We start from the raw sequence: 26,245 nt of genomic DNA on the forward strand, positions 1-26,245 counted from the left end.
CGCCCCTAACGCGGGCCCCTACCGCCGGGCCTCCCGCGGAAGATCACGCGAACGGTCCCGCGGCAGGTCGTGCCGCCCCGACACGAACTCCTGGACGGCGATCTTCCCCCGGATCACCGGCCGCCGCCAGCGCTCCTCCCGCCGCACCGCCCGCGCCATCTTGCGCTTGTTGCCGGTGTAGAACCAGTGCGCCCACGGCGACCCGGGACGCGCCAGCCGTACCGCGCCGACGTAGCCGAAGACGGGCACGAACAGGCCCAGCAGGCCGCTCCAGATTTTACCTTTGAGCAGGGTGACCACGGCGAAGACCAGGTTCAGGACGAGGAAGCCCGCGCCCGACCAGATCCCCTCCGATTCGGTCCAGTCGAGCGGGCGGCGGCCCAGCAGGAGCAGCCCGGTGACCGCGACGGCGACGAACACGGCGTCCACCGAGGTGCGGCCCTCCTCCGCCCAGTAGACGTCCCGCAGGTGCAGGATCAGCGCGAACTCGTCCAGCACCAGCGCCGACCCCACCCCGAAGACCGCAGCGGTGAAGGAGTGCCAGCCGACCGACAGGCCGGAGACGACCAGGCTGGCCACCCCGCCGAGCAGCATCAGCACCACCCCGAACACCACGTGGTGGATGTGCATGTCGCCGACGTTGACGTTCTTGAACCACCACCGCGTCTCCGCGCGGATCAGCCGCACGTTGATCCGGGTGAACACGAACGCCACGATCAACGCCACGAAGAACGCGAACAGCGGCAGGCGCTGCGTGTCCACGATGCCGCGCTGGAAGAGTTCGCTCATGACAGGAGTCGATGCTACCTACGCGAGGAACCCGCGGAGCAGAGCCGCGGTGCCCTCCAGGTGTTCGGCCACGGCCTGGCGGGCGCGATCGGGGTCGCGGTCCAGGATGGCCTCGACGATCGCGGCGTGCTGGAGGGCCGAGTGCTGGATGTTGAAGCTCAGGATGGGGATCGCGTTGAGCAGGTCGGTGACGCGTAATCGGGCGTCCGCGCAGGCGGCGGCGAGCAGCGGGGAGCCGGTGAGCTCGGCGATGCACAGGTGGAAGGCGGTGTCCAGGCGGCGATAGTCAGAGGGGCCCGCCCTGTTGACGTCGGCCAGGCGGCGGCGCAGGAGGGTGATCTGGGCGGGCGTGAGGGCCCGTTCGGCGAGGACCTGGGCGGCCCCGCACTCGACGGCCATCCGGAAGGTGAGGGCGTCGTCGAGTTCGCCGGGGCCCATGGCGTTGAGGGCCCTGCGCAGGTCGCCGTGGCCCGGGTCGGGCGGCTCGTAGACGACGAAGGCGCCGCCGTAACGCCCCCGGCGCACCTCCAGGTAGCCGGACTCCTGGAGGGCGCGGATGGCCTCGCGCAGGGTGACCCTGCTGATGCCGAGCTGGGCGGCGAGCTCCCGTTCCGGGGGCATCTTGGCGCCGTGGGCGACGACGCCGAGCTTGATCGCCTGGAGCAGCCGCTCGACGGTCTCCTCGAACGCGTTGCCCGATCGGACCGGGCGGAGCAACGACACAAGCGGGGAATCCGTCATCACGCACCGCCCTTCAAATGGCCCAAGATTAGCTCAATCCGATGTTGACGAGCTGACAGGCCGGGTGCTTGCATGCCTCCATTGGTCTGTTTCCAGACTTTTAGAAGGGACTCGCGCGTGCTGACTGTGGAGCAGCTTCGAGCCGACGCCGAGACCGGCAAGATCGACACGGTACTGCTGGGCTTCACCGACATGCAGGGCCGGCTGCAGGGCAAACGCCTGTCGGCGCGCTACTTCCTGGAGGAGGTGCTGGGCCACGCGGCCGAGGGCTGCAACTACCTGCTCGCGGTGGACGTGGAGATGAACACCGTCGGCGGCTACGCGATGTCCTCCTGGGACCGCGGCTACGGCGACTTCGTCTTCAAGCCCGACCTGGCCACGCTGCGCCGGGTCCCCTGGCAGGACGGCACGGCGATGCTCCTGGCGGACCTGGTCTGGGAGGACGGCTCCGACGTGGTGGCCTCGCCCCGGCAGATCCTCCGCCGCCAGCTGGCCCGCCTGGGCGAGCGCGGCTGGGGGGCGTACGTGGGGACCGAGCTGGAGTTCTGCGTGTACGCCGACAGTTACGAGCAGGCGTGGCGGAACGCGTACCGGGATCTGACGCCGACGAATCTCTACAACGTGGACTACTCGCTGCTCGGGACCGCCCGGGTGGAGCCGCTGCTGCGCCGGATCAGGCTCGGCATGGAGGGCGCGGGGCTGTACGTGGAGTCCGCCAAGGGCGAGTGCAACCTGGGCCAGCACGAGATCGCCTTCCGGTACACCGACGCGCTGGCCACCTGCGACAACCACACGATCTACAAGAACGGCGCCAAGGAGATCGCGGCCCAGGAGGGCATGTCGCTGACCTTCATGGCCAAGCCGAACCAGCGTGAGGGCAACTCCTGCCACATCCACATCTCGCTGCGGGACGAGAACGGCACCCCGGTGATGGCCGGCTCCGAGCCGTACGGGCTGTCGAAGGCCGGGCAGCACTTCATCGCCGGCCAGCTGGCTGCCATGCGCGAGCTGACCCTGCTCTACGCCCCCAACATCAACTCCTACAAGCGGTACGTCCCCGGCTCCTTCGCCCCCACCGCCGTCAAGTGGGGCATCGACAACCGCACCTGCTCGCTCCGCCTGGTCGGCCACGGCCCCTCCCTGCGGGTGGAGAACCGGGTGCCCGGCGGCGACGTCAACCCCTACCTGGCGGTCTCGGCCCTGATCGCCGCCGGCCTGTACGGCATCGAGCACGAACTCCCCCTGGAGGACCCGTACGAGGGCAACGCGTACGTCTCCGGCGCGGACACCGTCCCGGCGACGTTACGCGACGCGCTGGACCTGTTCACGGGCTCCGAACTCGCCGTGACGGCCTTCGGCCAGGACGTGGTCGACCATTACGCCAACTACGCCAGGGTGGAGCTGGCCGCCTTCGAGGCCGCCGTCACCGACTGGGAGATGTTCCGGGGGTTCGAGCGCCTGTGAAGATCATCAACCCGGCGACCGAGGAGGTCGTCGCGGAGGTCGAGCTCGCCGACGCCGCCGAGGTGGACCGCGCGGTGGAGCGGGCCCGGGGGGCGTACCGGACCTGGCGCGAGGTGTCCCCCGGGGATCGGGCGCGGCTGCTGCGGGCCTTCGCCCGCCAGGTCGAGGAGCACGCCGAGGAACTCGCCCAGCTGGAGATCACGAACTCCGGCCACACCGTCGGCAACGCCCGGTGGGAGGCCGGGAACGTCCGGGACGTCCTGCACTTCTACGCGGGCGCGCCCGAGCGCAACCACGGCAGGCAGATCCCGGTGCCCGGCGGGATCGACGTCACCTTCCAGGAGCCGCTGGGCGTCGTCGGGATCATCGTGCCGTGGAACTTCCCCATGGTGATCATGATGTGGGGGGTCGCCCCCGCCCTCGCCGCGGGCAACACGGTGATCGTGAAACCGGCCGAGTGGACGCCGCTGACCGCGCTGCGCCTGGCCGAGCTGGCCCTGGCGGCGGGCATCCCCGAAGGGGTGCTCCAGGTCCTGCCGGGCGCGGGCGAGGTCGCCGGAGCCCGGCTGGTGGAGCATCCGGACGTCGCGAAGATCGTCTTCACCGGCTCCACCGAGGTCGGCAAGCAGATCGCCGCCAAGGCCGCCGGGCAGGTGAAGCGGGTCACGCTCGAACTGGGCGGCAAGAGCGCCAACATCGTCTTCGCCGACTCCGACCTGGCCAGGGCGGCGGCCTCCGCGCCGATGGCGGTGTTCGACAACTCCGGGCAGGACTGCTGTGCCCGGTCGCGGATCCTGGTGGAGCGTTCCGTCCACGACGAATTCCTGGAGCGGCTGCGGGTAGCCGTACAGGAGCTGAAGGTCGGGGATCCGCGGGATCCGGAGACCTCGCTCGGGCCGTTGATCAGCGCCGAGCACCGGGAGCGGGTGGCCTCGTTCGTGGCGGAGCCGTACTTCCAGGGTTCCTGCCCGGCGGGGCCGGGATTCTGGTTCCCGGCCACGGTGCTGACCGGGGACCGGGACCGGGCCTTCCGGGAGGAGGTGTTCGGGCCGGTCGTGTCCGTCGTGCCGTTCGAGGACGAGGCGGACGCGATCAGGATCGCCAACGACACGCCGTACGGGCTGTCGGGGTCGATCTGGACCAGGGACGTCGGGCGCGCGCTGCGGGTGGCGCGGGCCGTCGAGGCGGGGAACCTCTCCGTCAACTCGCATTCCAGCGTCCGCTACTGGACGCCGTTCGGCGGCTTCAAGCAGTCCGGCCTCGGCCGGGAACTCGGCCCGGACGCGCTCGCCGCGTTCACCGAGACCAAGAACGTCTTCATCGCATCGGAGTGAGTGCATATATGCAACGACTGCGGGACCGGGTGGCGGTCATCACCGGCGGCGCCGGGGGGATCGGGCTGGCCACGGCCAGGCGGTTCGCCGAGGAGGGGGCCAAGCTGGTCCTGGTCGACCTGGACGAGAACGTCGGCGGCAAGCTCGCCGAGGAGGTCGGGGGCGTCTTCGTCCGGGCCGACGTGACCGACGAGGACGACGTCGCCCGGATGTTCCAGGTGGCCTACGACACCTACGGCAGCGTGGACATCGCGTTCAACAACGCCGGCATCTCGCCCACCGACGACGACTCCATCCTGACCACCGGCATCGACGTCTGGCGCAAGGTGCAGGAGGTCAACCTGACCAGCGTCTACCTGTGCTGCAAGCACGTGCTGCCGTACATGCGGCGGCAGGGCAAGGGGTCGATCATCAACACGGCCTCGTTCGTGGCGGTGATGGGGTCGGCCACGTCGCAGGTGTCGTACACCGCCTCCAAGGGCGGGGTGCTGGCGATGAGCAGGGAGCTGGGGGTGCAGTTCGCGCGGGAGGGCATCCGGGTGAACGCGCTCTGCCCGGGGCCGGTGGACACGCCGCTGCTGCGGGAGCTGTTCGCGAAGGACCCGGAGCGGGCGCAGCGGCGGCTGGTGCACGTGCCGATGGGCCGGTTCGCGCGGGCCGAGGAGATCGCGGCCGCGGTGGCGTTCCTGGCCTCCGACGACGCCTCGTTCATCACCGGCGCGGAGTTCCTGGTGGACGGCGGCATCTCCGGCGCGTACGTGACGCCGCTATGAGGCCGGTCATCGGGATCACCTGTTACGTGGAGCCCGCCGCGTACACGGTGTGGGAGACGCCGGCGGCGCTGCTGCCCTACGACTACGTCCGGCAGGTCGAGCGGGCCGGCGGGCAGCCGGTCATCCTGCCGCCCGCCGGGGATCCCGTCTCCGTGATCGGGCGGCTGGACGGGTTGATCCTGGCCGGCGGCGGCGACGTCGACCCCGGCCGGTACGCCGCCGACCCCCACCCCAACACCTCCTACATCCGGAAATTTCGGGATGAGGCGGAGTTCAGGCTGGTACGGGCGGCGCTGGCGGCGGGGATGCCGCTGCTCGGCATCTGCCGGGGCATGCAGGTCCTCAACGTGGCCCTCGGCGGAACGCTCCACCAGCACGTGCCGGACGTGGTCGGCCACACCGGCCACTCCCCGGCCCCGGGCTCCTACGGCCGCCTCCCCGTACGGCTCGCGCCCGAACTGGCCAAGATCTACGACGCCGAGGAGATCACGCCCGCCCACTACCACCACCAGTCGATCGAGCGCCTGGCCGACGGCCTGGTCGTGACCGGGACCGCCGAGGACGGCACCATCGAGGCCGTCGACCTGAACGAGCACGTGCGTGCCGTGCAGTGGCACCCGGAGGTGGACGAGGACGGTCCACTCTTCGACGACTTCGTGGCCAGGTTCCGCTCCGCCCGTCGCGGCGGCTAGGCTGGCCGGACACCGGTGATCCCGCGCGGGAGAGCGGCCTGGCAGCCGGCCAGGTCCCCTGAAGGAGCAAGCCCTCCCCGCGAACCTCTCAAGGCAAAGGACCGTGCGGGTCAGGTGTCCTCTGGAAAGCAGGCTGCGCCTCGCCGAAGGTGAAAGTCCGGGCAAAATCCGGGCGAAGCTCTCAGGCACCGATGACAGAGGGGGAGGATGCAGAACATCCGACCCTGTCTGAGGTGCGCCCTATGCCACGATCGACGCCGCTGACCGAGGTTCACGAGAACCTCGGCGCGACCCTCACCGACTTCGCCGGCTGGCTGATGCCACTGCGGTACGGCAGCGAGTCCGCCGAGCACAACACCGTCCGCACGGCCGCCGGTCTCTTCGACCTCTCCCACATGGGCGAGATCTTCGTGACCGGGCCGCAGGCGGGCGAGGCGCTCGACCACGCCTTCACCGGCCAGCTGAGCACGCTCGTGCCCGGCAGGGCCCGCTACACGGTCATCTGCGCCCCCGACGGCGGCGTGCTGGACGACGTGATCGTCTACCGGCTGGCCGACGAGGAGTTCATGGTCTGCGCGAACGCCTCCAACTACCCGCGGGTGGCCGCCGAGCTCACCGCGCGGTCCGAGCGCTTCGAGGCCAAGGTCGCCGACCGCTCCGAGGAGTACGCGCTGATCGCCGTCCAGGGCCCCCGCGCGCAGGAAATCCTGGCCACCCTCACCGACGCCGACCTGGACGGCCTGAAGTACTACGCGGGTCTGCCCGGGGTCGTGGCGGGCGTGGAGGCGCTGATCGCCCGTACCGGTTACACCGGGGAGGATGGATTCGAGCTGTTCATCGCGAACGCGGACGCCGTACCGCTCTGGCGGGCGCTGTCCGAGGCGGGCGCGGTGCCCGCGGGCCTGTCCGCCCGCGACACCCTCCGGCTGGAGGCCGGCATGGCCCTGTACGGCAATGAGCTGACCGCTGACATCACCCCGTTCGACGCCGGGCTCGGCCGGGTAGTGAAGTTCGACAAACCCGGCGATTTCATCGGACGCGCCGCGCTGGAGAAGAGAACGGAGCCGAGCCGCCGCCTGGTCGGCCTGGTCGCCCGCGGGCGGCGGGTCCCCCGGCACGGCTACCCGGTGGTGGACGCCGCCGGCGAGGTCGTCGGCGAGGTCACCAGCGGCGCGCCGTCGCAGTCGCTGGGCAAGCCCATCGCGATGGCGTACGTACGTCCGGAAGTGTCGGAAAATGACGATCTAGCCGTGGACATCCGCGGCACGCGCGAACCGGTCGACGTCGTTGACCTGCCTTTCTACAGGAGGAAGAAGTGAGCACCATCCCCAACGAGCTGAGCTACACCAAGGAGCACGAATGGGTGGCCGGCGTCGATGACGGGCTGACGGTCACGGTCGGCATCACCGAGTACGCCGCCGAGGCTCTCGGCGACGTGGTGTACGTGCAGGTCCCCGAGGTGGGCGGCACGGTCGCGGCCGGGGACGCGGTGGGCGAGGTGGAGTCCACCAAGTCGGTCAGCGACATCTACTCCCCCGTCAGCGGCGAGGTGGTCGAGACCAACCAGGCCGTCGTGGACGACCCCTCCCTGGTCAACTCCGACCCGTACGGCGAGGGCTGGCTGTTCCGCGTCCGCATGGACGGCGACCCGTCCGACCTGCTCACCGCCGAAGAATACGGCGCACTCACCGCGGGCGAATAACGCCCTCATGACGTAAGGCACGGATCAATGGCGATCAGCGTCTTCGACCTGTTCAAGGTCGGCATCGGGCCGTCCAGCTCGCACACGGGCGGCCCGATGGCGGCCGCCCATCGTTTCGCCCGGGGCCTCAGCCGGGACGGTCTTCTGGAGAAGACCACCCGCGTCGGGGTCATCCTGTACGGCTCGCTCGGCCTGACCGGCAAAGGCCACGGCAGCGACAAAGCGGTCCTGCTGGGCCTGTCGGGCGAGAAGCCGGAGACCGTCGACGTGGACGCGGTCGAACCCCGCCTGGCCGAGATGCGCTCGGCGGGGACGATCCGGCTGTTCGGCGGTCCCGAGATCCCGTTCGTGGTCGGCGAGGACCTGGTCTTCGAGCGCAAGATCTCCCTGCCGCACCACCCCAACGGCATGCGCTTCACCGCGTACGGCGCGGAGGGCGACGCGTTACGGGAGCGGGTCTACTACTCGGTCGGCGGCGGTTTCGTGGTGGACGAGAACGCCACCGGCGCGGACCGCATCAAACCCGACGACACCGTGCTCCCGCACCCGTTCACCACGGCCGCGGAACTGCTCGCCCACTGCGCCGAGACCGGACTGTCCATCTCCGGCCTGATGCTCGCCAACGAGCGCGCCTTCGGCCGTACGGAGGAGCAGATCAAGTCCGAGCTGCTGCGGCTCTGGCAGGTCATGGCGGAGTCCGTACGGCGGGGTTCCTCGCGGGAGGGCGTGCTGCCGGGCGGCCTCAAGGTGAAGCGGCGGGCGCACCAGCTCCAGCGCCGCCTGCAGAGCGAGTCCGCCGAGCGTGACCCGCTCCAGGCCATGGACTGGGTCACCCTCTTCGCGCTGGCCGTGAACGAGGAGAACGCGGCGGGCGGCCGCATCGTGACCGCGCCCACCAACGGCGCGGCCGGGATCGTGCCCGCCGTCCTGTCCTACTACTCCAGGTTCATCCCCGGGGCCGACGACGAGGGCGTCGTGCGGTTCCTGCTCACGGCCGGGGCGGTGGGCGTGCTGTTCAAGGAGAACGCCTCCATCTCGGGCGCCGAGGTCGGCTGCCAGGGCGAGGTCGGCTCGGCCTGCTCGATGGCCGCCGCCGGGCTGACCGAGGTGCTCGGCGGGACCCCGGAGCAGGTGGAGAACGCCGCCGAGATCGGCATCGAGCACAATCTGGGCCTGACCTGCGACCCGATCGGCGGTCTGGTGCAGATCCCGTGCATCGAGCGGAACGCGGTGGCCTCCGTCAAGGCCATCGCCGCCGCGAGGATGGCGCTGCGCGGCGACGGGCGGCACTTCGTCTCGCTGGACAAGGCCATCCGCACCGTCCGCACCACCGGCCGGGACATGTCCACCAAGTACAAGGAGACCAGCCGGGGCGGCCTGGCGGTCAACGTCATCGAGGCGGAGGCCGAGTCGGAGGCGCACGTGGGCGTCAACATCGTGGAGTGCTGACGATTCTGGCGGCAGTATTCTGGCCACCCTGATGAGGAGGCCAGTGATGATCCGCTCGCGGTGGAGTGCCCACCTGTGGTTCGGGGGGTTGCTTCTCGCGGGTGTCGTCGTGCGGGGGCTGGCGGTGCTCGGGTATCGGCCGGTTCTGTGGTTCTGGGCGGATTCGTTCGCGTACCTGAGCTCGGCCATCGACCTGCGCCCGCTGCCGTCCCGGCCGTCCGGGTACTCGCTGTTCCTCTGGTTCTTCGACAGCGTGCAGGCCGTGGTGGTCGTGCAGCACCTGATGGGGATCGCGATGGCCGTCGCGATCTACGCGCTGCTGCTGCGGGCCGGGCTGGCCGCCTGGGGGGCCGCGCTGGCCTCCGCGCCGGTGCTGCTGGACGTGCATCAGGTGCAGCTGGAGCACCTGATGATGGCCGATCTGCTGTTCACCTTCCTGGTGGTGGCGGCGGTCGCGCTGCTGGTGTGGCGGCCCGGGGCCTGGGCGGTGGTGGCGGGTCTCGCGCTGCTCGGCGCGGCCACGGTCACCCGGACGCTCGGGCTGCCGCTGGTCGTGGTGGCGGTGGTCTGGCTGCTGCTGCGCCGGGCGAACTGGCGGGCGGTCGGGGCGGGCGTGCTCGCCGCCGCGGTCGTGGTCGGCGGGTACGCGACCTGGTTCGCGACCGTGCACGGCTCGTTCGGCCTGGGCGGCAGCAACGTCTGGATGTGGTCCCGCACGATGACGTTCGCGAACTGCCGCGTCATGGACCCGCGCCCGGAGCTGGCGGTGCTCTGCCCGGAGGCGGGCCCCCGGCTGGCGGCGCCCGCCTACATCTGGGACCCGTCCTCCCCGCTCGTGCGCAGCGGCGCCGCCAAGGAGGAGCTGACCGGCGAGTTCACCTCCCTGGCCATCCGCAGCCAGCCGGTCGACTTCCTGCTGGCCGGGCTCGGCGACGCCCTCTGGGCCTTCGAATGGAACCGCCGGATCTATCCGTCGCCGGGCCCCCAGAGCGCCTACGTCTTCCCCGATTCGGTACGGCCGTTCAGCGACAAGGTGGCTTCGGCCGGGCGGACCGCCACCCAGCTGACCGTCCAGTACCAGGGCTCCAGCGGCGAGACCGCCGTGGTCGAACCGTACGCGGGGTGGCTGCGGGCCTATCAGGAGCAGGGGTACCTGCGGGGGCCCTTCCTGGCGGCGATCCTGCTCGCGGCGCTGGGCGGCATGGCCGTCCGGCTGGTGCGCGGCCGGTTCGCGGACGCGCTGCCCGCGCTGCTGCCCTGGGCCGCCGCGATGACCCTGGCCTTCCTGCCGCCGCTGGTCGCCGCGTTCGACCACCGGTATGTGGTGCCCGTCGTCCCGCTCGCCTGCCTGGCCGCCGGGCTGGCCCTGGCGCCGCGCCCGGCCGGTGGCCGGCCGGCGCGCGTGGCCGTCACCGGCCGGGCCGAGCAGGCGGCGCACGCCTGACTAGAGCCGGGTGACGTGCAGCCGGATCACGACCGGCAGGTCGGCGCTGGGGCCGAGCACGCCGCGCACCCGGGCGATCGCCTGCTGGTCCAGGCGGCGGGTCAGGTCGCCCAGCGGGGTGGCCGGGCGGCAGCGGATGTTGATCCTCGTCCGCTCGTACGGGACCACCCGCACGGACAGCTTGTCGATGCCGTACAGGCCCTGGAGGGCGACGCCGAGGGTGGCGGTGGCGGTGCCGTGACGGGTGCCGTACCGGCGGCGGGCCAACGTGGCGACGAGCCAGCGGGTGGCGACGAGGGCGACCACGGTGACCAGGGTGGTGGTGAGCACGCAGGCCCAGACGTGGGCGGCCAGGAACTCCAGGTCCAGGATGGCGTGGCCGGGGCGGGCGTCGCGGGCCCACAGGGCGTACAGGCCGGTGAAGACGGCGCAGGCGCCGACCAGGGCGATGGCGAGGCGGTTGCCCATCAGATCCTCCTGCGGCGCAGGCGCACCACGACCTCGTGGCGGCCGTGCAGCGCCAGGCACTGGAGGCGGTCCCCGACGGCCGCGCCCACCTCGCGCAGCAGATCGCCGGTGCGCGAGGCGTCGGTGACCACGGTGACCTCGATCTGACCGTGCAGCAGCCGGACCCGCGCCACGTCCACGCCGTCCACGGTGAGCGCCGCGGCGGCCAGGGTACGGCGCAGCCCCGGCCGGGTCAGCCCCATGGTCACGTTCTCGCCGCTGGTCTCCAGGGCCACCAGCTTGGCCCGGCCCGGGAGCACCGCCAGCGCGATCAGGCCCGCGCCGATCAGGATGGCCACCAGGGCGAGGCCGGGGACGAGCGGATCCTGCCAGGTCACGCCCAGCATGACCGCCAGCCGGGTCCACGCCGCCGGCGCGCCGAGCCAGGCGCCCACCATCGCCGCGATGATCCCCCACGCGGCCGCCGCCAGGGCCGTCGCCACCGCCGTGGCCACCGCGGAACGGCCGGGGTTCAGCGTCCTGGTGGCCTGCCTGGCGATCGTCCGGCGCCGGGCGCGCTTGGCCGGCGCGGCGGCCAAGATCTCCTCAACCGTGCTCATGGTCACCCAGGGATACACGCCGGAACCGCCCCAGGTGCGCCGCACTCGCCTCTTTGCCCGATCGGGCGGCGGACGGGCGGAAATATTTGCCCCGCCGCCGGTTAACTCCGGAAACGACCCCTGGACGGCTCGGCCGGTTAACATGAACCAGGCTCATGTACGCTGGCGCGAGTTAAGCTGCCCGCATGGACATCGACCGCGATGCCTGGAGATTTCATGACATCTGCTGAGGGTTCGGCAGCCCGTTATGACCGGGCCACCGCGGCGCTGGAACCTCCGTTCGCCGTGGTGGACCTGGACGCGCTCCGCGCCAACGCCGCCGACCTGGTGCGCCGCGCGGGCGGCAAGCCGATCAGGGTGGCCAGCAAGTCCGTGCGGTGCCGCGCGATCCTGGAGCGGGTGCTGGCCATGGACGGGTTCGCCGGGATCATGGCGTACACGCTGGATGAGGCGCTCTGGCTGGTGTCCTGCGGGTTCACCGACATCCTGGTGGCCTATCCGACGACCGACAGGACCGCCATCGCGGCCCTCGGCGCCGATCCGCGGGCGGCCCGCGAGATCACCCTCACGATCGACTCCTCGGACCACCTCGACCTCCTGGAGGGCCAACCCCACGAGATCCGGATATGTCTGGATATCGATGCGGGCTTCGTGGCCATGGCCGGGAAGTTCCGCGCCGGCGCGCTCCGCTCCCCCGTCCGGGAGCCCGGCCAGGCCGCCGAACTCGCCGCCCACATCGCCAAACGCCCCGGCCTGCGCCTGACCGGGCTGCTCTCGTACGAGTCCCAGATCGCCGGCGTCGGCGACAAGATCCCCGGCCTGTACGGCAGAGCCGTCCGCCTCATGCAGGCCATGTCCCGCCGCGAGCTCATCGTCCGCCGCGGCCGGATCGTCCACGCCGTACGGCAGGTGGCCGACCTGGAGTTCGTCAACGGCGGCGGCACCGGCTGCCTGGAGCGCACCGTCCGCGAGAAGGCGGTCACCGAGGTCGCCGCCGGCTCCGGCCTCTACCACCCGCGCCTGTTCGACTTCTACCGCGACTTCACCGGCGTCCCGGCCGCCCTCTTCGCCCTCCCCGTGGTCCGCAAGCCCTCACCGGGCGTGGCCACCGTGCTGGGCGGCGGCTACCACGCCTCAGGCCCTCCCGGGCCGACCCGGCTGCCGCAGCCGTACCTGCCCGCCGGCCTGCGCTACCACCCCGACGAGGGCGCCGGCGAAGTCCAGACGCCCCTGCTCGGGGAGGCCGCCCACGACCTGCGCGTCGGCGACCGCGTCTGGTTCCGCCACGCCAAGGCCGGCGAACTCTGCGAACACTTCCCCGCCCTCCATCTCCTGGAGAACGACACCGTCACCGAGCGGGTCCCCACGTACCGCGGCGAGGGCAAGTTCTTCCTCTGACCCTCGGAGCGGCACCCGGCGCGTTCCCGCCGATCGACGGCCCCGAGCGGCGTTGGCCCTCTGGCGGCACGGTTTCCCGTGGGCATTCTGGGCGCCGGTGCGGCGAGAAGCCGAACCGGCGTGAACGGCGCCGGATAACGGCGAGAAGCGGGCTTATCGACGGCGGCGGCGGCGCATGATGAGGATCGCGGCGCCGACGGCGACGAGCACGCCCACGCCGATGAGGACGGGGGCGAGGTTGGGGGCCGGGTAGTCGTCCTCCCAGGTCTCGGTCTCGCCGGGCGCGGCGCCGTTGGCCGAGGAAGGAGCGGCGCCGTTCGCGAGCGGAGCGGTCGCGCCGAACCCGCGCGAGGACCCGTTCGGCCGCGCGCCCACGAAGTCGCCGATCGACGTCACCACCTGCTCGGCCTGCGCCTTCACCTTGGCCACGTTGCGCCCGGCCACCCGCTTGGGGCTGACCCGGTCCGCGATGGCGTCGACCGTGCGCGCCAGCTCCGTCCGGGTGCGCTCGATCTTCCGCTCCAGCGCCTCGGGATCGGTGTCCGCCATGACGATCCCCTCCTGTTGTCTCGTCTGTGATCAGTGTGCCAGGCCGGGTACGGCCCCCGGACGCCGCCCGACCCGGTAGTTTGTTGCCGTCGCGACCCGGTCGCTGCCCGAGATGTCCCAGAACACGCCACCCGGAGGCGAAGTGAGCCAGTCCAAGCTCGAACCCGGCGACGTCGCGCCGGACTTCATCCTGCCCGACGCCAACGGGGAACACGTCACGCTGAAGGCGTTCCGCGGCAAACGCGTCATCCTGTACTTCTACCCCGCCGCGATGACCCCCGGGTGCACCAAGCAGGCCTGCGACTTCCGCGACAACCTCAACGCGCTCACCGGCCACGGTCTCGCCGTCCTCGGCGTGTCCAAGGACAAGCCCGCCAAGCTCGCGCAGTTCGTCGAACGCGACAGCCTCACCTTCCCGCTGCTCTCCGACCCCGACCTCGAGGTCCACAAGGCGTACGGCGCGTACGGCGAGAAGCAGAACTACGGCAGGACCATCACCGGCGTCCTGCGCTCCACCTTCGTCATCGACGCCGAGGGCAAAATCGAAAAGTCCCTCTACAACGTGAAAGCCACCGGCCACGTCGCCCGCCTGCTAAAGGAGCTGGGCATTTCCTGACCCCCGGGAAACGGGTGTCTCCCACCACCCCGTACCCGGTAGGATGGCGGCACCCGGAAAGTTCCGCGAAAACGAATTTTCTGATAATTGAACAATGGGGTTGTGGCCCAATTGGCAGAGGCACATGACTTAGGATCATGCCGGTGCGGGTTCGAGTCCCGCCAGCCCCACGAGTGACTGGGACCTGCTGGTCGCAAGATCCCCCCTTCGGGGGGCTTGCTCCCCGCCGGTCCCTTCGTCGTTTACACGGGGGGACGACCCCCCGAGCCCCCCGGTGTGGGGGGCCGAGCCCCCCACGCCCCCGAGCTAGCGCGTTGCCCTTTGGGGCGCGGAGTGTTCGGTGACCTTGGCATAAAGTGGGTGCCAAGTTGGCCTCCAGGTAGATCCAAGTGCTGTTCGGCAAGGTTTGTGGTGACGAGCCGACAGTTCTTTGGAGGGGTCATGTCGAGAGGCGTTCGGGTGCTGGGGGTCCTTGCGGTCGCCGTTCTGGTTGGTGTGGGTGTTTCCGCGCCGGCGCAGGGGCGGTCGGGTGGGCTGTGGAATAGCAATGACTCCTGGTATGAGGGGTACAGCAGGATCTTCGGGGGCAGTAACGCGAATATGCCGTCCTATTATTCGGACAAGATCAGCGCTATTCGGAACTACGATTCGGTGGCGTGGGTGCTCTTCGATGACAAGTATTACGAGGATCGGCGTTTCTGCATCCGGCCCGGTGAGTCCGTGCCCGACCTCGGGGCTCCGCAGTGGAAGTTCAACGACAAGACTTCCTCCGTGCTGAGGCTGACCACCGCGAGCTGCGCCGGTTATCCGGCCTTCTACACCATCGGCTGATGTACGCATGGCGCAGGCTGTATTGCGCTGAGGCGATGGAATGTCTCGACAGGTCGTGCCGCTCTTGGCGCCGGTGCGGCGGGTCGCGTCACCTGCGTCAACGGCGCCGGATAGCGGCGAGGACATGGCCTCGGGCGGGGGCTCGGAGGCTATTCGTGGTGAGTTTTCGGGGGAAATGGCCGGCGGAGTCTACTCCGGTGCCCGCAGCAGCCTCGGAGTGACTCCGCCGTGGTCTTCGGGGGGTGGAGGTCAGGTCGCGCGGTGTGTCCTGGCACCGCGCGACCTGTTCTGGCGATCCACCATCGGTTCGTATCCCTTTACCTACCCCCAAGGGGTGTTCCCGAAAATGATGATGCTGGACCGGTCGTAAGGGGGGTGTAAGGCAGGTCTGCGACCTGAGTCGTACTCAGGAATCAGTCCTGAGGGTGACCGGGATTGAACAGGTCATACGTATCGTGGGGACATGTTCGGCAAACTTCGGGCCTGGGGGCGGGAGCATCCGGCGGTGGTGGACCTGCTCACCATCGCGCCGCTGGTGTTCGTCGCGCTGGCGCTCGTGCCGGAGTATGTCGCCGATCCGGTGGGGGAGAGCACGCGGTTCGGTGTGCCGGGCGTGTTGGCGCTTTCGGGTGTGCTGCTGACACCGCTGCTGTGGCGGCGGAGGTTTCCGCGCGAGACGTTCGCGGTCGTGGCGGGGATCAGCTTCCTCCAGTGGCTGGTGGGGATCGAGCCGCTGCCGGCCAACCTCGCGGTGCTGGTCGGCATGTACGGCGTCGCCGCCCGATGCCGCCTGGAATGGGCCGTGGGCGCGGCGGCGGTCGTGGAGTTCGGGACGTTCCTGGCGTTGCGCTCCTGGAACGACCTGTCGCTGGAGGTCTTCATCAACGCGTCGGTGTTCATGCTGGCCGTCTGGTTCGCCGGCATCTACGCCAACATGCGGCGGCGCTACGTCCAGGGCCTGGAGGAACGCGCGGAACGGGCCGAACGGGAGCGGGACCAGCAGGCGCTGATCGCCACCGCCGCCGAGCGGGCCAGGATCGCGCGGGAGCTGCATGACGTGGTGGCCCACAACGTGAGCGTGATCGTCGTGCAGGCCGACGGCGCCGGCTTCGCGATCGACTCCGACCCGGAGCAGGCGCGCAGGGCCGTACAGGCCATATCGGCGACCGGGCGGCAGGCGCTGACCGAGATGCGGCGGCTGGTGGGGGTGCTGCGGGACGACGCGGCGAGCGCGGAGGACTATCAGCCGCAGCCGGGCCTGGCGCAGCTGGAGGAACTCGTCCGGCAGGTACGGGAGTCGGGGCTGCCGGTGGAGATGACCATCGACGGCGACCTGTCCGGACTGCCGGAGGGTGAGCAGCTGGTGATCTACCGGATCGTCCAGGAGGCGCTCACCAACTCGCTCAAACATGGCGGGCCCGGCGCGCGGGCCGAGGTCCAGGTGGAATCCGGCGGACGGGAGATCGTGGTCAGAGTGGTCGACGACGGGCGCGGCGCGGCCGCCCGGGTCAGCGAAGGCGGGCACGGCCTGATCGGCATGCGGGAACGCGTCACCATGTACGGCGGCACGATGGACGCCGCCCCCCGCATCGGCGGCGGCTTCCTCGTGGTGGCCCGCCTCCCCGCGGTCGTCCGCGAGGGGGCGGCGTGATCCGGGTCGCGCTGGTCGACGACCAGCAGTTGGTCAGGGCCGGGTTCCGGATGGTGCTGAGCGCCCAGCCGGACATCGAGATCGTCGCCGAGGCCGCGGACGGCGCGGCCGCCGTGGCGGCGCTGCGCGAGACCCGCGCGGACGTCGTGCTGATGGACGTGCGCATGCCCAGGATGGACGGCGTCGAGGCCACCCGGCTCATCCTCGCCCAGCCCGACGCCCCGAAGGTCCTCATCCTCACCACCTTCGACCTGGACGAGTACGCCTTCGCGGCGATCCGGGCGGGCGCGTCCGGGTTCCTGCTGAAGGACGTGCCGCCCGCCGACCTGCTGAGCGCGATCCGGTCCGTGCACGTGGGCGACGCCGTGGTGGCGCCCAGCACGACGCGGCGGCTGCTCGATCTCGTCGCCGCGTACCTGCCGGGGGAGGCCAGGCCGTCGCGGGACCTGGAGGTGCTGACGGCGCGGGAGCGTGAGGTGCTGCTGCACGTGGCGCGCGGGCTGTCGAACCTGGAGATCGCCGGGCAGCTCCAGCTGGCCGAGGCCACGGTGAAGACGCATCTCGGCAGGATTCTGGCCAAACTGGAGCTGCGGGACCGGGCCCAGGCCGTCGTGTACGCGTACGAGAGCGGCCTGGTGGCGAGTCGGCCGAAAGGCTGACCCCCGGCTACCTCAGGAGTCGCACCGGGCCCGGCCGGGAGCCCCCGCAGGAGCAGACGGAGTCCGTTCCGAGGGCCGAGGATCGGGACCGCCGGCCGCCCTAGCGTTGACCCCATGACCATTACCACCGATGTCCGGCACGCCGTCGTCGCCAAGGGACTCGCCAAGATATACGGCCAGGGCGACGCGGCGGTGCACGCGCTGCGCGGGGTCGACGTGAGCTTCGCCACGGGGGCGTTCACGGCGATCATGGGGCCGTCCGGCTCCGGGAAGTCCACGCTCATGCACTGCCTGGCCGGGCTCGACACCGTGACCGAGGGCAGCGTGGCCATCGGCGACGTCGAGATCACCCGGCTGTCGGACAAGCAGCTGACGCTGCTGCGCCGGGAGCGGGTCGGCTTCGTGTTCCAGGCGTTCAACCTGCTGCCGACGCTCACCGCCGAGCAGAACATCCGGCTGCCGCTGGAGATCGCCGGACGCCAGGCCGACCAGGTGCTGTTCGACCGGGTGATCGACACGGTGGGGCTGCGCGACCGGCTCTCGCACAAGCCGAGCGAGCTGTCCGGCGGGCAGCAGCAGCGGGTCGCCGTGGCCCGCGCGCTGATCAGCAAGCCGAACGTGATCTTCGCGGACGAGCCGACCGGCAACCTCGACTCGCGCAGCGGCGCCGAGGTGCTGGCCTTCCTGCGCAGGTCGGTACGCGAACTGGGGCAGACCATCGTCATGGTGACCCACGACCCGGGCGCGGCCTCGTACGCCGACCGGGTCGTGTTCCTGAGGGACGGCCTGCTGGTCACCGAGCTGACCGACCCGACGCCGCAGAGCGTGCTCGACACGCTGCTGAAGCTGGAGGCGTAGGCGGTGCTCAGAACCACGCTGGCCGGCCTGCGCGCGCACAAGCTCAGGCTGCTGCTCACCTCCCTGGCCATCGCCCTCGGCGTCGGCTTCATCGCCGGCACCTTCGTGCTCACCGACACGATCGAGGTCGGGTTCCGGCAGAAGTTCACCGCCGACGCCGCCAAGATCGACGTCGCGGTCCGGCCCGCGGACGACCCGGCGATCTCCGCCGAGGTCCTGGCGAAGATCCGGAAGGTCCCCGGCGTCGTGGAAGCCCAGGGCATGCTCAGCGGCCCGGCCCCGCTGCTCGGCCGGGACGGCAAGGCGGCGGGCAACTACCCGACGACGGGCATCTCCGTCATGACCGGGCAGCTCAACCGCCTCACGCTGACCGGTGGAGTCGCGCCGGCCAAACCGGACGAGGCGATCCTGGACGACAACACGGCCAAGACCCGGCAGTTCGCCGTCGGCGACACCATCACCGTGCTGGACCAGAAGAACGTCAAGCACGAGTTCACCCTGGTCGGACTCTTCGACACCGGCGTGGACCAGCAGCTCGCCTCCAGCGGGGCGGTCGGCTTCACCACCGAGACGGCGCGGCTCATGACCGGCGCCAAGGGTTTCGACCGGGTCGACGTCGTGGGCACCGAGGACCCCGCGCGGCTGCGGGACGCGGTGGCCTCGGCCCTCGGAGCCGGCTTCCAGGTCAAGACGGGCGACCAGCTCGCGGACGAACTGGCCGCCCAGAGCAAGGTCGAGATCGGCTACCTCACCCTGTTGCTGCTGCTGTTCGGCCTGGTCGCCATGTTCGTGTCGGCCCTGGTCATCTACAACACGTTCAACATCCTGGTCGCGCAGCGCACCCGGGAGATGGCGCTGCTGCGCTGCATCGGCGCGACCCGTACCCAGATCTTCGGGTCGATCCTGCTCGAATCCGCCGTCGTGGGCGTGCTCTCCTCCGGCATCGGGCTGCTGCTCGGCCTCGGCCTGGGCGCGGGCGCGATGGCCGTCATGGAGGCGCTGGACGGGCCGGTCCCGGCCGGCGCGGCGATCGCGCTCACCCCCAGGACGATCGTCTTCTCGGTGCTGATCGGCCTGCTCGTCACCATCGGCGCCGCCCTCCTGCCGGCCCGCGCCGCCACCCGGGTGGCTCCCGTCGCGGCCCTGCGCTCCCAGGTCGAGGAGCAGTCCTTCAAGACCGGAGTGGTACGGATCGTCTTCGCCGGCCTGTTCCTCCTCGCGGGGGCGGGCCTCACCACGGCCGGCATCACCTCGATCGAAGGCGACCTGGCGCTGATCGTCCTGATGGGCGGCGGCGGGGTCTTCTTCCTGGGCGTGCTCATCATCAGCCCGGTGATCATGCGGCCGCTGGCGGCGTTCGTGGGCTGGCTGCCCCGGCGGCTGTTCGGCGTGCCCGGCAAGCTGGCCGTCGACAACGCCCGCCGCAACCCCAGGCGGGCGGCGACCACGACCGTGGCGCTGACCATCGGGGTCGCCCTGATGACGCTCATCTCCGTGATCACGGCCACCACCCGGGCCACCGTCAAGACGCAGCTGGACGAGCAGTTCCCGGTCGACTACATGATCTCCGACCAGCGCGGATCCGAGGCCGGCGTCCCGCGCGCCGTGGCCGACGCCCTGCGCCAGAGCCCCGAGATCGGCTCCGTCATGCAGATGCGGGTGACCAATGCCCCCGTCGCCGCGTCCGACCCCGGCACCGACCCCGGCACCGGCGAGGCCACCGTCGGGAACATCCCCTCCGTGCCGGACTTCCGGCCGAAGGCCGCCTCCGGCTCGTTCGACCGGCTCGAACCCGGCACGGTCGCCCTGGTCGACTACCTGGCCCGCGAGTGGAACCGCAAGGTGGGCGACACGATCCAGGTGAAGACCACCGAGGCCGGCACGGTCACGCTGACGATCGTGGCCACCTTCGACGGGCGGACCAGCGACCAGGCGCCCGTCTCCGTCCCCGAGAAGGAGTTCGACCGCTACTTCGGCCCGCTGGACGACACCCGCGTCTTCGTGAACGCCAAGGACGGCGTCGCCCCCGAGGTGGCGCGGCGGGCGGTGGAGGCGGTGGCGCAGCCGTACCCGACCGCGCTGGTGATGAGCTCGACGGAGTTGCGCGGGGAGTTCGACGACGCGCTCGACATGATGCTCATGATCTTCGGCGGTCTGCTGGGCCTGGCCATCCTCATCTCCATCCTGGGGATCGCCAACACGCTCTCCCTCTCGGTGCACGAGCGCACCCACGAGTCCGCCCTGCTGCGCGCCCTCGGCCTGACCCGGCCCCAACTGCGCCGCATGCTCTCCCTGGAGGCGCTGCTGCTGGGCCTGATCGGCGCCCTGGTCGGCATCTGCCTCGGCACGGTGTACGGCTGGGCCGCCATGCAGACCTTCCCCTTCGAGATCCAGTTCCGCGCCCCCGTCGGCCAGATCCTCTCCTTCCTGGCCCTGTCCGGCCTGGCCGGCGTGCTGGCCGCCCTGCTCCCCGCCCGCCGCGCCTCCCGCGCGTCGATCGTCGGCGCCCTCGCCAGCGTATGACCCTCGCGGAAGGGCCCGGCCTCGCGGGGCCGGGCCCTTCCGCGTGCTTGCCACAAGCCGTCAATTGAGTGGGTTTGTCAGGCGTGACGATTGTTGTCTGTGCAGCAGGACGGACCACGACGGCAGACATCCGCTGTTCTGAGGATTCTTACCGGGAGTGAGTGGGGGGTGGTCCCTTAACCTTGGGAAGCATGTTGGACGGGAGCATTGGGATCTTCGACAGCGGTGTCGGCGGGCTCACCGTGGCGCGGGCGATCATCGATCAGCTGCCTCACGAGTCGATCCTGTACGTGGCGGACACCGCGCGGCAGCCGTACGGGCCCAAGCGCATCGCGGAGGTCAGGGGCTACGCGCTGGAGGTGATGGACCACCTGGTGGCACATGACGTGAAGATGCTGGTCATCGCCTGCAACAGCGCCAGCGCGGCCGTGCTGCGGGACGCGCGGGAGCGATACGACGTGCCTGTCGTGGAGGTGATCCAGCCGGCCACCCGCCGGGCCGTGCGCGCCACCAGGAACGGCAGAGTGGGCGTGATCGGGACCAGGGCCACCATCGAGTCGATGGCCTACCAGGACGCGTTCGCGGCGGCGCCGGACGTGGAACTGGTCGGGGTGGCCGCGCCGCGGCTGGTGGAATTCGTGGAGCGGGGGGAGACCGACAGCGCCGAACTCATCGAAGTGGTGCGGGAGTACCTCGCGCCCATCCTGGCGGCGCAGTGCGACACGCTGATCCTCGGCTGCACGCACTACCCGCTGCTCACCGGAGCGATCTCCTATGTCGTGGGGGACGGCGTGACGCTCGTGTCGAGCGCCGAGGAGACCGCGAAGGACGTCTACCGCGTGTTGCACGACCGGGGGCTCAGCCGATCGGCGGCGGTGCCCAGGCACCGATTCCGCGCGACCGGTGATCCGGCTCCGTTCGCCCTGCTCGGACGGAGGTTCCTGGGGCCGGAGATCCAGGCAGTCGAAATGGCGGCGGTCGGCGACGTCCCGGAAAGCGTGGACGCCGCCGGAAATGGGAGGCCTCTGTGAAGCTCACGATCGTCGGTTGCTCGGGCAGTTTCCCGGGGCCGGACAGCCCGTCGTCGTGCTACCTGTTCGAGGCGGAGGGGTTCCGCCTGGTGGTCGACTTCGGCAACGGCGCGCTCGGCACGCTCCAGCGCCACGTCGGACTGCGGGAGGTGGACGCGATCTGCCTGTCCCACCTGCACGCCGACCACTGCCTCGACCTCTGCCCGTACCACGTCGTGCGCACCTACTCCCCCGACGGCCCGTACTCCCCCATCCCCGTGTACGCCCCCGCCGATGCCCCCCACCGCCTCAATCGCGCGTACGGCATGCCGGAGGAGCCCACCCTCGAAACGGCCTTCGACTTTCACGCCCTCACCGCGGAACGCCGCCAGATCGGCCCCTTCGAGGTGACCACGGCGCCGATGAACCATCCCGTGGAGACGTACGGGTTCCGCATCTCGTACGGGGGGCGGTCGGTGGCGTACTCGGGCGACACCGGCGAGAGCGCCGACCTGGTGCGCCTGGCCAAGGACGCCGACATCCTGCTCTGCGAGGCGTCCTTCCTCGACGTCCCCGATCTGCCCCCTGACCTGCACCTCAACGGCCGGCAGGCGGCCGAGCACGCGGCCAAGGCCGAGGTGGACCGCCTGATCCTGACCCACCTGGTCCCCTGGTACGACCGGGACCGCATCCTGGCCGACGCGTCGTCGGCGGGCTTCACCGGGCGCATGGAGTTGGCCAGAAGCGGTGCGGTCTATGACCTAGGGTGAAGGTCATGGCTCGCTCTGATGGACGTTCTCCCGACCAGCTCCGCCCCGTCACCATCACCCGGAACTGGCTCGCCCACGCCGAGGGCTCGGTCCTCGTCGAGTTCGGCGGCACGAAAGTGCTCTGCGCCGCCACCGTGGAGAGCGGGGTGCCGCGCTGGCGCAAGGGCAGCGGCCTCGGCTGGGTGACGGCGGAGTACGCGATGTTGCCCCGCGCCACCAACACGCGCGGCGACCGCGAGTCCGTGCGCGGCAAGATCGGCGGCAGGACGCACGAGATCTCCCGCCTGATCGGGCGTTCGCTGCGCGCGTGCGTGGACTACAAGGCGCTCGGCGAGAACTCGATCATCCTGGACTGCGACGTGCTCCAGGCCGACGGCGGCACCCGTACCGCCGCGATCACGGGGGCGTACGTGGCGCTCGCGGACGCGGTCGCGTGGATGCGGAAGAAGCGCATGTGCCCCGGCGACCCGCTGGTCGACTCGGTCGCGGCGGTCTCGGTGGGGATCGTGGGGAACACGCCGCTGCTGGACCTCTGCTACGTCGAGGACGTGAAGGCGGAGACCGACATGAACGTGGTGATGACCGGCAAGGGCGCGTTCGTCGAGGTGCAGGGCACCGCGGAGGGCACGCCCTTCGACCGCGACGTGCTGGACGATCTGCTCGACCTGGCCGCGTCCGGGTGCGCCCAGCTGACCGAACTCCAGAAAACCGTTTTGGCCTGAGCCGGGGCACGGCCGACCATTGAGGTCGCCGTAGGGAAACGCGCTTTTTTAGGAGATGCGATGACACGTCTGTTGCTGGCGACCCGCAACGCGGGCAAGATCGTTGAGTTCCGCCGGATTCTGGAGCAGGCACAGGTGCCGATCGACCTGGTCGGCCTTGAGGCGTTCCCCGAGATCGGCGAGGTGGCCGAGACCGGTCTCACGTTCGCGGAGAACGCCCTGCTCAAGGCGCACACCGTGGCCAAGGAGAGCGGCCTGCCGGCCATCGCCGACGACTCCGGCCTCTGCGTGGACGCCCTCAACGGCATGCCGGGCATCTTCTCGGCCCGCTGGTCGGGTTCACACGGCGACGACAAGGCCAACCTGGACCTCCTGCTCGCCCAGCTCTCCGACGTCCCCGACGACCGGCGCCAGGCCCACTTCACCTGTACGGCGGCGCTCGCGTTGCCGTCCGGGGAGGAGCGGGTGGTGGAGGGCGTCATGCGCGGAACCATCATTCGGGAGCCGCGCGGCACGAACGGCTTCGGCTATGACCCGATCTTCGTGGCGGACGGCGAGACGCTGACCACAGGTGAGATGTCGGCCGCGGCCAAGGACGCCATCAGCCACCGGGGGAAGTCGTTCCGGGCCATGATCCCCATCATCGTCGAGGTGCTGGGCTGAGCCCTTCTTGCAAACTTTCAGGGATTTGCGCAAAGTTCTCTAGAGAACTTTGCGCTTTCCTCTGAAAGGGTTTCGCGGGGATTCGGCCGGCTCAACCGCCCATGGGACGGGAATCTCAGACCATCGGACAAGAAATTTAACACAAAGTCAATTGTTGCGTCAACCCCTCTTGACGTGGGCTGATCGGGTTCGTTGGCGTCTCCATCACGTCGTAACCCGGCCGTAAGATCTTCTGTCGCCGGGCAGGCGTAGCGTCATCCCTGTGGAACCTCGCACTCGGCTGCCCGTGTGGGCGGCAGCTCTGGTCGGCGTGACGGCCGGTGCCGTCGCGCTCGGCATCTCCCAGCTCGTCGCCGGCGTGTTCGGCGGAACGTCGCCGGTCATCGCGGTCGGAAACTCCGCCGTCGACCTCAGCCCGCTCTGGCTGAAGGAGTGGGCGATCCGCACCTTCGGCGAAAACGACAAGAACGTCCTCGTCAGCGGCATCCTCGTCGTCATCGCCCTCATCGCCGCCGGCCTCGGCATCCTCTCCCGCCGCCGAGTCGCCTTCGGCACCACCGGCCTCTACCTCTTCGGCGCCGTCGGCATGCTCTCCGTCCTCACCAGCACCGACTCCAGCCCTTTCGCCATCTTCCCACCCCTGATCGGCGCGGCCGCCGGCGCGATGACCCTGTCCTCACTGTTCCGCCGCCTCGAACCCCCGCCTTGGGCCGAATCCCAACGCGCCGAGGCCCTGGCGACCGCAGAACGCGAGGCGTCCGGTGGGCGGACGGCCGAAGGTCTGGCCGCTGCGGAGAGGGAGGCGTCGCGCGGGCGGACGGCCGGGACCTTGGCCACCGTGGAGCGGGAGGCGTCAAGCGGCGCACGGACAGTTCCCGGGGCCGAGGACGCGGACAGAGGGGACGCGCCCTCATACGTCGGAGCTGGGGACGCAGACAGCGGGATCACACACCCAGATGCCACAGGTGCGGACTCGGGCGAGGGGCGGTCAGACGCCGGGGCCGAGGACGCGGACAGTGAGGGCCCGCATTCAACCACCGGGAGCGTGGACTCGGGCCAGAGGCGGACAAACGCCGGGACCGACGAGGCGGACAGCCGGGGCGCGTATTCGGACGCCGGGGGCGCGGACTCCAGCCGAGGGCGGACAAGCGCCGGGGCCGAGGGTGCGGACAGCGGGGGCGCGCATTCAGGCGTGGCCTCCGGCGGCGAGTCCGCTGGGGCGGGCAGGGTGGAGCGGCCGGCCGTCATGCGGGCTGGGCCCGACCTGTATGCCTTCAATCGGCGGAAGTTGCTGACCGGGGTCGGTGTGGGGCTGGGCGTGGCCGGGGTCTCGGGGGTCGCGGGTCAGTGGTTGTCGGGCCGCAACGACGTCTCCGGGGCGCGGACCGCTGTGGCCAAGGCGCTGCCGACTCCTGCGACGCCGCTGCCGCCGCTCCCGCCGGGAGTGGACTTCAAGCTGCCCAACCTGTCCCCGTTCACCACCCCGAACCACGACTTCTACCGCGTGGACACCGCGCTCGTGGTGCCCTCGGTAGACCCCAAGTCCTGGACCCTGAAGATCCACGGCATGGTCGACAAACCCATCGAGATCACCTTCGACGATCTCATCCGGCGTCCCCTGATGGAGGCCGACGTCACCCTCACCTGCGTCTCCAACGAGGTCAACGGCCCCTACGTGGGCAACGCCCGCTGGCTCGGCGTACGCATGGCCGACATCCTTCGCGAAGCGGGCCTGCAGGCCGACGCCGACATGCTGCTCAGCACCTCCACCGACGGCTGGACCTGCGGCACCCCCATCGACGTCGTCATGGACGGCCGAGACGCCCTCTTCGCCATCGCGATGAACGGCGAAGTCCTCCCCGTCTCCCACGGCTTCCCCGTCCGCCAGGTCGTCCCCGGCCTGTACGGCTACGTCTCCGCCACCAAATGGGTAACCGACATCAAGGTCACCCGCTACGACCTCGACGAGGCGTACTGGACCCCCCGCGGCTGGTCCGCCAAGGGCCCGATCAAAACCGGCTCCCGCATCGACGTCCCCCGCAACAAGGTCAAACCCGGCCGCAACACGATCGCCGGAGTCGCCTGGGCCCAGCACCGCGGCATCGAAAAAGTCGAAGTCAAAGTAGACGAAAGCGATTGGCAGATCGCCCGCCTGGCCGAAGTCCCCGGCCTCGACACCTGGCGCCAATGGTCGCTCGACTGGGACTTCACCCCCGGCCTCCACACCATCCGCTGCCGCGCCACCGACGGCACCGGCGAAACCCAAACCGCCAACGGCGCCCCACCCGCCCCCGACGGCGCCACCGGCTACCCCACAATCCTCATGGAAGCCGTCTAACCTCCCCGGCCTCCCCATGACGCCAGAACTGGAACGGAAGCGCCACACGCAAGCACAAAGCGAGCGAGCGAGCCAACCCCACAACCCCCACCGCGCAGCACCCAACCGACCGGGACCGTTCGCGCCATGTTGCGACTTGGCGGTGACGGGTATTCCCAGCCCCTCCTTCTCTGTCGCCGCGCATCGGGTTTGCCGTGGAACT

The 26,245-nt window shown here is 70.4% G+C and carries 25 protein-coding genes, 1 tRNA gene and 2 riboswitches; of the genes, 21 read left to right on the forward strand and 5 right to left on the reverse strand.

The genetic code is table 11. The features are described from left to right. Positions 1 to 18: 18 nt before the first annotated feature. Together Aph01nite_RS27575 and Aph01nite_RS27580 are read right to left on the reverse strand one after the other, a co-directional pair. Complete coding sequence (locus tag Aph01nite_RS27575; protein ID WP_204043913.1) at positions 19 to 789, reverse strand: hypothetical protein; 771 nt, start codon at positions 787 to 789, stop codon at positions 19 to 21. 18 nt (positions 790 to 807) lie between these two features. Beyond that, positions 808 to 1,530, reverse strand: a complete 723-nt coding sequence (locus tag Aph01nite_RS27580) for a FadR/GntR family transcriptional regulator (protein ID WP_204043914.1) — start codon at positions 1,528 to 1,530, stop codon at positions 808 to 810. A gap of 117 nt (positions 1,531 to 1,647) precedes the next feature. Here Aph01nite_RS27580 and Aph01nite_RS27585 point away from each other — a divergent pair, with 117 nt between their 5' ends. The 8 genes from Aph01nite_RS27585 (at position 1,648) to Aph01nite_RS27620 (ending at position 10,388) form a co-directional block, all read left to right on the forward strand. Further along, a complete protein-coding gene (locus Aph01nite_RS27585) occupies positions 1,648 to 2,994 on the forward strand; it encodes a glutamine synthetase family protein (protein ID WP_373872333.1) in 1,347 nt (448 codons plus the stop codon). Continuing rightward, positions 2,991 to 4,328, forward strand: a complete 1,338-nt coding sequence (locus Aph01nite_RS27590; RefSeq protein WP_204043916.1) for an aldehyde dehydrogenase family protein — start codon at positions 2,991 to 2,993, stop codon at positions 4,326 to 4,328. Before Aph01nite_RS27585 ends, Aph01nite_RS27590 begins: the two co-directional genes overlap by 4 nt. An 8-nt stretch (positions 4,329 to 4,336) precedes the next feature. Continuing rightward, complete coding sequence (locus Aph01nite_RS27595) at positions 4,337 to 5,101, forward strand: 3-oxoacyl-ACP reductase (RefSeq protein WP_204043917.1); 765 nt, start codon at positions 4,337 to 4,339, stop codon at positions 5,099 to 5,101. Then, positions 5,098 to 5,793, forward strand: a complete 696-nt coding sequence (locus Aph01nite_RS27600) for a gamma-glutamyl-gamma-aminobutyrate hydrolase family protein (RefSeq protein WP_204043918.1) — start codon at positions 5,098 to 5,100, stop codon at positions 5,791 to 5,793. Before Aph01nite_RS27595 ends, Aph01nite_RS27600 begins: the two co-directional genes overlap by 4 nt. A 16-nt stretch (positions 5,794 to 5,809) precedes the next feature. Continuing rightward, a riboswitch (glycine riboswitch) is annotated at positions 5,810 to 5,907 on the forward strand. After that, positions 5,908 to 6,001: riboswitch (glycine riboswitch) on the forward strand. A gap of 34 nt (positions 6,002 to 6,035) precedes the next feature. Then, the gene (gene gcvT / locus Aph01nite_RS27605; protein ID WP_204043919.1) at positions 6,036 to 7,112 is read left to right on the forward strand and encodes a glycine cleavage system aminomethyltransferase GcvT; all 1,077 of its coding nucleotides are present in this window, start codon (positions 6,036 to 6,038) and stop codon (positions 7,110 to 7,112) included. Beyond that, a complete protein-coding gene (gene gcvH / locus Aph01nite_RS27610; RefSeq protein ID WP_204043920.1) occupies positions 7,109 to 7,495 on the forward strand; it encodes a glycine cleavage system protein GcvH in 387 nt (128 codons plus the stop codon). The genes gcvT and gcvH overlap by 4 nt, the downstream gene beginning before the upstream one ends. 27 nt (positions 7,496 to 7,522) lie before the next feature. Next, positions 7,523 to 8,944, forward strand: coding sequence for an L-serine ammonia-lyase (locus tag Aph01nite_RS27615; RefSeq protein WP_204043921.1), 1,422 nt, complete (start codon positions 7,523 to 7,525; stop codon positions 8,942 to 8,944). A 46-nt stretch (positions 8,945 to 8,990) separates the two neighbouring features. Then, on the forward strand, positions 8,991 to 10,388 hold the full coding sequence (locus tag Aph01nite_RS27620; protein WP_204043922.1) for a hypothetical protein: 1,398 nt from the start codon (positions 8,991 to 8,993) through the stop codon (positions 10,386 to 10,388). Here Aph01nite_RS27620 and Aph01nite_RS27625 read toward each other — a convergent pair whose 3' ends face one another. Both Aph01nite_RS27625 and Aph01nite_RS27630 read right to left on the reverse strand, forming a co-directional pair. After that, entirely contained in the window at positions 10,389 to 10,856 is a 468-nt protein-coding gene (locus Aph01nite_RS27625; RefSeq protein ID WP_204043923.1) for a hypothetical protein, read from the reverse strand. Beyond that, positions 10,856 to 11,455: a DUF6286 domain-containing protein gene (locus tag Aph01nite_RS27630; protein WP_204043924.1), complete on the reverse strand. Its 600-nt coding sequence runs from the start codon at positions 11,453 to 11,455 to the stop codon at positions 10,856 to 10,858. Before Aph01nite_RS27630 ends, Aph01nite_RS27625 begins: the two co-directional genes overlap by 1 nt. 216 nt (positions 11,456 to 11,671) lie before the next feature. Between Aph01nite_RS27630 and Aph01nite_RS27635 the strand changes: the two genes are divergently transcribed. Beyond that, positions 11,672 to 12,853 carry an amino acid deaminase/aldolase gene (locus tag Aph01nite_RS27635; RefSeq protein WP_204043925.1) on the forward strand — a complete coding sequence of 394 codons (1,182 nt, stop codon included), beginning with the start codon at positions 11,672 to 11,674 and terminating at the stop codon, positions 12,851 to 12,853. A 153-nt stretch (positions 12,854 to 13,006) separates the two neighbouring features. Here the strand turns inward: Aph01nite_RS27635 and Aph01nite_RS27640 are convergent, their stop codons facing one another. After that, positions 13,007 to 13,402: a DUF3618 domain-containing protein gene (locus tag Aph01nite_RS27640; RefSeq protein ID WP_204043926.1), complete on the reverse strand. Its 396-nt coding sequence runs from the start codon at positions 13,400 to 13,402 to the stop codon at positions 13,007 to 13,009. A 142-nt stretch (positions 13,403 to 13,544) separates the two neighbouring features. On the opposite strand from Aph01nite_RS27640, the gene bcp reads away from it, so the two are divergent. From bcp to Aph01nite_RS41700, 12 genes are all read left to right on the forward strand, one after another. Next, a complete protein-coding gene (bcp, locus tag Aph01nite_RS27645) occupies positions 13,545 to 14,018 on the forward strand; it encodes a thioredoxin-dependent thiol peroxidase (protein ID WP_373872335.1) in 474 nt (157 codons plus the stop codon). Positions 14,019 to 14,114: 96 nt separating this feature from the next. Continuing rightward, positions 14,115 to 14,188 (forward strand) — tRNA-Leu (locus tag Aph01nite_RS27650). 289 nt (positions 14,189 to 14,477) lie between these two features. Next, positions 14,478 to 14,849, forward strand: coding sequence for a hypothetical protein (locus Aph01nite_RS27655; protein WP_204043928.1), 372 nt, complete (start codon positions 14,478 to 14,480; stop codon positions 14,847 to 14,849). Between the two features lie 463 nt (positions 14,850 to 15,312). Next, positions 15,313 to 16,500 carry a sensor histidine kinase gene (locus tag Aph01nite_RS27660; RefSeq protein ID WP_204043929.1) on the forward strand — a complete coding sequence of 396 codons (1,188 nt, stop codon included), beginning with the start codon at positions 15,313 to 15,315 and terminating at the stop codon, positions 16,498 to 16,500. Next, positions 16,497 to 17,159, forward strand: coding sequence for a response regulator (locus Aph01nite_RS27665; protein ID WP_204043930.1), 663 nt, complete (start codon positions 16,497 to 16,499; stop codon positions 17,157 to 17,159). The genes Aph01nite_RS27660 and Aph01nite_RS27665 overlap by 4 nt, the downstream gene beginning before the upstream one ends. A gap of 114 nt (positions 17,160 to 17,273) precedes the next feature. Beyond that, positions 17,274 to 18,017 carry an ABC transporter ATP-binding protein gene (locus Aph01nite_RS27670; protein ID WP_204043931.1) on the forward strand — a complete coding sequence of 248 codons (744 nt, stop codon included), beginning with the start codon at positions 17,274 to 17,276 and terminating at the stop codon, positions 18,015 to 18,017. A 3-nt stretch (positions 18,018 to 18,020) separates the two neighbouring features. Beyond that, on the forward strand, positions 18,021 to 20,540 hold the full coding sequence (locus tag Aph01nite_RS27675; RefSeq protein WP_204043932.1) for an ABC transporter permease: 2,520 nt from the start codon (positions 18,021 to 18,023) through the stop codon (positions 20,538 to 20,540). A 191-nt stretch (positions 20,541 to 20,731) separates the two neighbouring features. Further along, positions 20,732 to 21,571, forward strand: a complete 840-nt coding sequence (gene murI / locus Aph01nite_RS27680) for a glutamate racemase (protein WP_204043933.1) — start codon at positions 20,732 to 20,734, stop codon at positions 21,569 to 21,571. Then, positions 21,568 to 22,320: an MBL fold metallo-hydrolase gene (locus Aph01nite_RS27685; protein WP_204043934.1), complete on the forward strand. Its 753-nt coding sequence runs from the start codon at positions 21,568 to 21,570 to the stop codon at positions 22,318 to 22,320. The genes murI and Aph01nite_RS27685 overlap by 4 nt, the downstream gene beginning before the upstream one ends. Before the next feature lie 5 nt (positions 22,321 to 22,325). Further along, entirely contained in the window at positions 22,326 to 23,042 is a 717-nt protein-coding gene (rph, locus tag Aph01nite_RS27690; protein WP_204043935.1) for a ribonuclease PH, read from the forward strand. Positions 23,043 to 23,102: 60 nt separating this feature from the next. After that, entirely contained in the window at positions 23,103 to 23,705 is a 603-nt protein-coding gene (rdgB, locus tag Aph01nite_RS27695) for an RdgB/HAM1 family non-canonical purine NTP pyrophosphatase (RefSeq protein WP_204043936.1), read from the forward strand. Between the two features lie 262 nt (positions 23,706 to 23,967). After that, entirely contained in the window at positions 23,968 to 26,043 is a 2,076-nt protein-coding gene (locus tag Aph01nite_RS41700) for a molybdopterin-dependent oxidoreductase (RefSeq protein WP_239162013.1), read from the forward strand. Positions 26,044 to 26,245 lie beyond the last annotated feature (202 nt).

Origin of the sequence: Acrocarpospora phusangensis (genome assembly GCF_016862995.1) — a bacterium.
GTDB lineage: Bacteria > Actinomycetota > Actinomycetes > Streptosporangiales > Streptosporangiaceae > Acrocarpospora > Acrocarpospora phusangensis.

Excerpts from the sequence above, each read along its gene's own strand:
- gcvT (WP_204043919.1), top strand. The coding sequence starts at position 6,036 with ATGCCACGATCGACGCCGCTGACCGAGGTTCACGAGAACCTCGGCGCG.
- murI (WP_204043933.1), top strand. The coding sequence starts at position 20,732 with ATGTTGGACGGGAGCATTGGGATCTTCGACAGCGGTGTCGGCGGGCTC.
- Aph01nite_RS27595 (WP_204043917.1), top strand. The coding sequence starts at position 4,337 with ATGCAACGACTGCGGGACCGGGTGGCGGTCATCACCGGCGGCGCCGGG.
- rph (WP_204043935.1), top strand. The coding sequence starts at position 22,326 with ATGGCTCGCTCTGATGGACGTTCTCCCGACCAGCTCCGCCCCGTCACC.
- Aph01nite_RS27635 (WP_204043925.1), top strand. The coding sequence starts at position 11,672 with ATGACATCTGCTGAGGGTTCGGCAGCCCGTTATGACCGGGCCACCGCG.
- Aph01nite_RS27575 (WP_204043913.1), bottom strand. The coding sequence starts at position 789 with ATGAGCGAACTCTTCCAGCGCGGCATCGTGGACACGCAGCGCCTGCCG.
- Aph01nite_RS27660 (WP_204043929.1), top strand. The coding sequence starts at position 15,313 with ATGTTCGGCAAACTTCGGGCCTGGGGGCGGGAGCATCCGGCGGTGGTG.
- Aph01nite_RS27580 (WP_204043914.1), bottom strand. The coding sequence starts at position 1,530 with ATGACGGATTCCCCGCTTGTGTCGTTGCTCCGCCCGGTCCGATCGGGC.
- Aph01nite_RS27670 (WP_204043931.1), top strand. The coding sequence starts at position 17,274 with ATGACCATTACCACCGATGTCCGGCACGCCGTCGTCGCCAAGGGACTC.
- Aph01nite_RS27600 (WP_204043918.1), top strand. The coding sequence starts at position 5,098 with ATGAGGCCGGTCATCGGGATCACCTGTTACGTGGAGCCCGCCGCGTAC.
- rdgB (WP_204043936.1), top strand. The coding sequence starts at position 23,103 with ATGACACGTCTGTTGCTGGCGACCCGCAACGCGGGCAAGATCGTTGAG.
- Aph01nite_RS27615 (WP_204043921.1), top strand. The coding sequence starts at position 7,523 with ATGGCGATCAGCGTCTTCGACCTGTTCAAGGTCGGCATCGGGCCGTCC.
- Aph01nite_RS27620 (WP_204043922.1), top strand. The coding sequence starts at position 8,991 with ATGATCCGCTCGCGGTGGAGTGCCCACCTGTGGTTCGGGGGGTTGCTT.
- Aph01nite_RS27640 (WP_204043926.1), bottom strand. The coding sequence starts at position 13,402 with ATGGCGGACACCGATCCCGAGGCGCTGGAGCGGAAGATCGAGCGCACC.
- Aph01nite_RS27625 (WP_204043923.1), bottom strand. The coding sequence starts at position 10,856 with ATGGGCAACCGCCTCGCCATCGCCCTGGTCGGCGCCTGCGCCGTCTTC.
- Aph01nite_RS27630 (WP_204043924.1), bottom strand. The coding sequence starts at position 11,455 with ATGAGCACGGTTGAGGAGATCTTGGCCGCCGCGCCGGCCAAGCGCGCC.